Origin of the sequence: Sphingomonas sp. CCH15-F11 (genome assembly GCF_001557005.1) — a bacterium.
In the GTDB taxonomy this organism is placed as follows: domain Bacteria; phylum Pseudomonadota; class Alphaproteobacteria; order Sphingomonadales; family Sphingomonadaceae; genus Sphingomonas.
This window is the reverse complement of sequence record NZ_LSKG01000095.1, coordinates 1-5,829: the sequence shown is the minus strand read 5'-3', so window position 1 is coordinate 5,829 and position 5,829 is coordinate 1. Positions and strand designations below refer to the sequence as shown.

Annotated in this window: 4 protein-coding genes; 2 read left to right on the top strand and 2 right to left on the bottom strand. The window is 68.0% G+C overall.

The window, feature by feature from the left end:
- Positions 1-1,407: RNB domain-containing ribonuclease (locus tag AX709_RS08495; RefSeq protein WP_156454217.1), on the bottom strand; the 1,407-nt coding region annotated here is incomplete at its 3' end.
- A gap of 77 nt (positions 1,408-1,484) precedes the next feature.
- On the opposite strand from AX709_RS08495, the gene glpD reads away from it, so the two are divergent.
- Positions 1,485-2,942, top strand: a complete 1,458-nt coding sequence (gene glpD / locus AX709_RS08490; protein WP_066548769.1) for a glycerol-3-phosphate dehydrogenase — start codon at positions 1,485-1,487, stop codon at positions 2,940-2,942.
- Between the two features lie 113 nt (positions 2,943-3,055).
- Here the strand turns inward: glpD and proS are convergent, their stop codons facing one another.
- Complete coding sequence (proS, locus tag AX709_RS08485) at positions 3,056-4,588, bottom strand: proline--tRNA ligase (RefSeq protein WP_066548766.1); 1,533 nt, start codon at positions 4,586-4,588, stop codon at positions 3,056-3,058.
- A 144-nt stretch (positions 4,589-4,732) separates the two neighbouring features.
- Here proS and AX709_RS08480 point away from each other — a divergent pair, with 144 nt between their 5' ends.
- Positions 4,733-5,632 (top strand): DMT family transporter, encoded by a 900-nt coding sequence (locus tag AX709_RS08480; protein WP_066481133.1) that lies wholly within the window; start codon positions 4,733-4,735, stop codon positions 5,630-5,632.
- The last annotated feature ends 197 nt before the right edge of the window (positions 5,633-5,829 follow it).

Below are 5,829 nucleotides of genomic sequence, written 5' to 3'. Positions count from 1 at the left end.
GGCGATCATGTAATCCTCGATCAGCTTGTGCGCGTCGAGGCGCTCGCGCGGCGCGACCGACAGGATCCGGCCCTTCTCGTCCAGTATGATTCGCCGCTCGGGCAGGTCGAGGTCGAGCGGCGCGCGGGCCTCCCGCGCCTTGTTGAGCGCGTGCCAGCAGTCCCACAACGGGGAGAGAATGTCTTTGAGCCCCTCCCCTTCAGCGGAGGGGTTGGGGTTGGAGTCATTCATCTGACGCGGCGCTGCTGGCACCGCCCCATCCCCATCCATTACCGCCTGCGCGTCCTCGTAAGCGATGTTGGCCACGATCCGCACCACCGCCCGGCTGAACCGCCAGGATTTGAGCGCCCCCGCCGCCGTCACCTGCAGGTGACAGGCCAGCGCCGCGCGATCGACGCCTTCCTTGAGCGAACACACGTCCGCCGACAGGATTTCGGGCAGCATCGGCACCACGCGGTCGGGGAAATAGACCGAATTGCCCCGCTTGCGCGCTTCGCGGTCGAGCAGCGAGCCGGGGCGGACATAGAAGCTGACATCGGCAATCGCGACGATCGCGCGCCAGCCGCCGGGGTTGCCCGGATCATCGTCGGGCGCGGCCCAGACCGCATCGTCATGGTCACGCGCATCGGCCGGGTCGATCGCGACGATCGGCAGCGCGCGCAGATCCTCGCGCCCCTCGCCCAGCTCGCGCGCCGCCGACTCCCCGGCCTCCGCCAGCAGCTCGTCGGAAAAGACGTTGGGAATCCCGTGCTTGTGGATCGCGACCAGCGAGAAGCTGCGCGGCGCGAACGGATCGCCCAGCCGTTCGACGACCTTGGCCGTCATGCGTGGCGGTCGTCCCGCCCGTTCCGCAAGCACCAGGTCGCCGACCTCGGCCCCGCCGAGATCGGAGATCGGGAAGTTGCGGCGCTCCTTCTTCTCGACGCCTTGCAACCAGTGCTTGCCGCCTTCGGCATGGACGACGCCCAGCATCAGCGCCTCGCCGCGCGCCAGCTTCTTCATCGGGTGCGCGATCCAGCCCTTGCCGGCTTCCTCGGTTCGCGCCAGCACCCGGTCGCCCGGCGCCAGCGCCGAACGCCCGCGCTCGCGAATGCGTACTCGCGGTTCGGGCACGCCTTCGGCTTCCCAGCGTTCGGGCATCGCCCACACATTGCCGCCGTCGTCGACGTCGACGATGCGCAGAACCGTCACCTTGGGCAGCCCGCCCATTTTGTGAAAGGCACGGCCGGGTGCCACGTCGATCAGCCCCTCGTCGCTCATGTCCTTCAGCAGCGCCTTGAGCGCGATCTTGTCCGGCCCGCGCAACGCAAAGGCGCGCGCGATCTCGCGCTTGCCCGCCGGCTGGTCGCTCGACGCGATGAAATCCATGATCTGCTGGCGGGTCGGCAGGTTGCTGCGGCTGGACATATGCCGCTAGTGGCACAGATGGCCCCTGATCCACAGTCCAGATTGTCAGCAATTATTTGTATGATAATAGAGGGCATGTGACCCACGACCTGCTCATCATCGGCGGCGGCATCAACGGTTGCGCGATCGCGCGCGAGGCGGCGTTGCTCGGGCTGAAGGTGCTGCTGGTCGAGCGCGACGACCTGGCCAGCCACACGTCGTCGGCGTCGACCAAGCTGATCCATGGTGGGTTACGCTATCTCGAGCAATATGAGTTCAAGCTGGTCGCCGAGGCGCTGGCCGAACGCGAGCGACTCGTGGCGATCGCCCCGCACCTCATCCACCCGATGGCGTTCGTGCTGCCGCATGAGCACCAGTTGCGGCCGTGGTGGATGATCCGGCTGGGGCTGGTGCTCTATGACCGGATCGGCGGCAAATCGACGCTGGCCAAGTCGCGCGGCCTGCGCGCCGCCGACATCGCCTATCGCGCGCCGCTCAAACGCCCGGGCAAGGGCTTCGTCTATTCGGACGCCTGGGTCGACGATTCGCGCCTGACCCTGCTCAACGCGATGGACGCGGCGGCGTGCGGCGCGACGGTGCAAACCCGCACCGCGCTGGTCAGCGCACGGCGCGAAGGCGACGTGTGGCGTGCCGAGCTGTCGGATGGGCACGGCGTCACGGCACGCGCCATCGTCAACGCCGCCGGGCCGTGGGTGGCGAGCACGCTTGCGCGGCTCGGCGTCAATGCTGCCGCCGGCGTGCGGCTGGTCAAGGGCAGCCACATCGTCGTGCCCCGCCTGTATGACGGCGACCACGCCTATATCCTGCAACAGCCCGACCGGCGGATCGTCTTCGCCATCCCCTATCTCGACCGCTTCACCGAAATCGGCACCACCGACGTGCCGGTCGACGCGCCCGAAGACGCCGTGATTGACGGCGACGAGATCGACTATCTGTGCGCGGCGGTGAACCGCTATTTCACGCGCCAGATCACGCCGGCCGACGTGACCTCCACCTGGTCGGGGGTGCGCCCGCTCTATGACGACGGTGCCGACGCCGCGTCGGAAATCACCCGCGACTATGTGCTCGAACTCGACACGAGCGGCCCGCCGCTGCTGTCGGTATTCGGCGGCAAGATCACGACCGCGCGCCATTTGGCCGAGGAAGCGATGGGCAAACTCGCCTCGACGATCGGCACGACCGTCCGGCCGGTGTCGCGCACCCGCCCGCTGCCCGGCGGCGACATTGGCAGGTTCGATACCTTTCTTGCCGACGTGCGACGGCGCTACCCGTTCCTCGGCGATCCGCGGTCGGATCGCATGGCGCGCGCCTATGGCGCGATGCTGATCGAGATGCTGGACGGCATCGACAGCGAGGCTGCGATGGGCCGCGATTTCGGCCATGGCCTGACCGAGGTCGAGCTGCACTGGATGCGGGCGCGCGAATGGGCGCACGACGCCGCCGACGCGCTCGATCGCCGCAGCAAGCTGGGACTGGTGATGTCCGCCGACCAGCGCGCCCAGGTCGATGCCTGGTTCAACAACGCGCAGTTATAGTCTGCCATCGCGCCGGGTGCCGAGCGACCCCCCTCGTCGTCCCGGCGGAGGCCGGGACCGCTCACCCCGTCGCGCGCCACTGCCAGCGGCCCCGGCCTCTGCCGGGGCGACACTTAATAGGCGCGGGCGATCAGGATCCGTTCGACCGCCGGCGCGCCGGTGAAGATGCAGGTACCGCTAGCCGGTTCAGCATCGCTCGGCACGTTGCGCGCCGTCAGCTTCAGCGCCTTCAGCCTCTCGACCACCTGGTCCAGTTCCGCCCCGGTCGGGCGGCACCAGCTCACCTCGACCCAGCCGGGATAGCGGTTGCCCTCGGCGAAATGCGTCTCGATCCCGGCAAAGTCGGCCACATCGCGGCGGATGTTCGCGTCCATCCGCGCGCGGGCTTGCGAATGGAGCGACTGCTGGACATCGGCCAGCATCGCCGCCGCGCCGCCCACAAAATCGCCGCGCGCAAGAATCGCGCTGTCGAGCTTGCCGTCGTCGCGATACAGCCGGTCGCGCCGCACGACCGACACATTGCCGCCCGCCACGTCGCGCCCGCCGACCTCGACGATCACCGGCGCGCCTTTCTTGACCCAGCCCCAGCGCTTGACCGCGGCCTTGGCCGGCCGCTGGTCGAGCAGCGCACGCACCGGCTCGCCGAACGCCGACAGCGCGGCGAGCTCGGACTGCAGCTCGCGGCAATAGGCGAGCACCGCCTCATCCTCCGGCCCGTCGCGCAGCATCGGCACGATCACCACCTGCCACGGCGCGACGCGCGGCGGCACGCGCAGGCCGTCATCGTCGCCGTGTACCATGATCAGCCCGCCGATCATGCGGGTCGACATGCCCCAGCTGGTCGTCTGGGCGAGCTCCAAGTGCCCCTCGGCATTCTGGAAGCGGATATTCTGCGCAGCCGAGAAATTGGTGCCGAGGAAATGGCTGGTCCCGGCCTGCAGCGCCTTGCCGTCCTGCATCATCGCTTCGATCGAATAAGTGGCCACCGCGCCGGGGAAACGCTCATGCTCGGGCTTCTCGCCGGCGACCACCGGCAACGCCACGCACTCCTCGGCGAAGCTGCGATAGACCTCCAGCATCTTCATCGTCTCTTCGCGCGCCTCGGCTTCGCTGGCGTGCGCGGTATGCCCCTCCTGCCACAGAAACTCGCTGGTGCGCAGGAACATGCGGGTGCGCATTTCCCAGCGCACGACATTGGCCCATTGGTTGATGAGGACGGGCAGGTCGCGCCAAGACTGGATCCAGCGGCTGAACGCGGCCCCGATCACCGTCTCGCTGGTCGGGCGGACGACCAAAGGCTCCTCCAACTTGGCGGCGGGGTCGGGCACCAGCCGCCCGTCCTGCTGGATCAGCCGGTGATGGGTGACGACCGCCATTTCCTTGGCGAAGCCGTCGACATGCTCGGCTTCCTTCTCGAAATAAGAGAGCGGAATGAACAGCGGGAAATAGCAATTCTCGTGCCCCGTCGCCTTGATGCGATCGTCGAGCAGTCGCTGGATGCGTTCCCAGATGCCATAGCCCCACGGCCGGATCACCATGCAGCCGCGCACCCCCGATTCCTCGGCCAGGTCGCCTTCGGAAATGACGGCTTGATACCAGGCGGCGAAATCGGCCTGACGGGTGACGGGCAAAGCGTGCTTGATCATGCCCGCGGGGATTAACGCCATGGCCGCGCGGGGCAAGCGGGTTGTTCGGTCCGGCCGATCCGCCTAGGGGTTGTTTCAGCACGCTGAAAAGATGCGGACCCGGCCCGCTCAGCAAAGCTGAACTAGAGTCCCAAGGCCCAGACAATGCCCGCCGACCGCATCCTGACCGGCCTTGGCCTGCGCCTGATCGCGGTCCTGTGCCTCGCCACGATGGGCGCGCTTATCAAGCTGGTCGAGCTGCGCGGCGCGCACCTCGCCGAAATCCTCTTCTTCCGCCAGCTCGCGTCGCTGCCGATCGTGCTGATCTTCATCGCGGCGGGGGCGGAAGGTCTGCGCGGCATCTCCACCCGCCGCATCGGCGCGCATGCCGGGCGCACGATCGTCGGGCTGAGCGGCATGGTGTTCAATTTCCTGGCGGTGATCGTGCTGCCGCTGGCGGAAGCGACGACCTTTTCATTCACCGTTCCGATTTTCGCGACGATCCTGGGGGCGCTGGTGCTGCGCGAGCCGACCGGGGTGCATCGCTGGGGCGCGGTGATCGTCGGCTTCATCGGCGTGCTGATCGTCGCACACCCGGGCAGCGCGGGCGGGGTCGCTGCCAGCGACGCGGCGATCGGGCTGACCGCGGCGTTGCTGGTCGCGATCGTGTCGATCCAGCTGCGCCAGCTCGGCCGGACCGAAGCCGCGGGCACCACGGTGTTCTGGTTCTCGCTCCTGTCGCTGCCGCCGCTCGGCATCGCCTATGCAATGGTCGCCGCGGCGCACGACACGCTGACCTTCGCGATCCTGGCCGCGATCGGCATCGTCGGCGGCATCGGCCAGATCGCGCTGACCGCGGCGCTGCGCTTCGCGCCCGTCTCCGCTGTCGTGCCGATGGATTATTCCAGCCTGATCTGGTCGACGCTCTATGGATGGCTGATCTTTGCCGCGCTGCCCGGCATCAGCACCGCGATCGGCGCGCCGATCATTGTCGCGAGCGGGCTCTACATCGTCTGGCGCGAACACCGGCTGCGGCGGGCGACCACGCCGCCGGTGGGCGGATGAGGGTGGAATCACACCGTGCCTTACCCCAACCGCTCATCCTGGGTAGCGACTGAGCCCTTCGACGCCGCCTGCGGCGTCGCTCAGGATAAACTTCGGCTTTGCCGAAGGCGAAGGCGCGTATCGAAGGACACACCCGCGCTCTCGTCCTTCGATACGCCGCCCTTCGACTGCCTGCCAAGGCAGGCGCTCAGGACAGG

Bases quoted from the DNA above. Each gene is read 5' to 3' on its own strand.
- AX709_RS08480 (WP_066481133.1), top strand. From the start codon at position 4,733: ATGCCCGCCGACCGCATCCTGACCGGCCTTGGCCTGCGCCTGATCGCG.
- proS (WP_066548766.1), bottom strand. From the start codon at position 4,588: ATGATCAAGCACGCTTTGCCCGTCACCCGTCAGGCCGATTTCGCCGCC.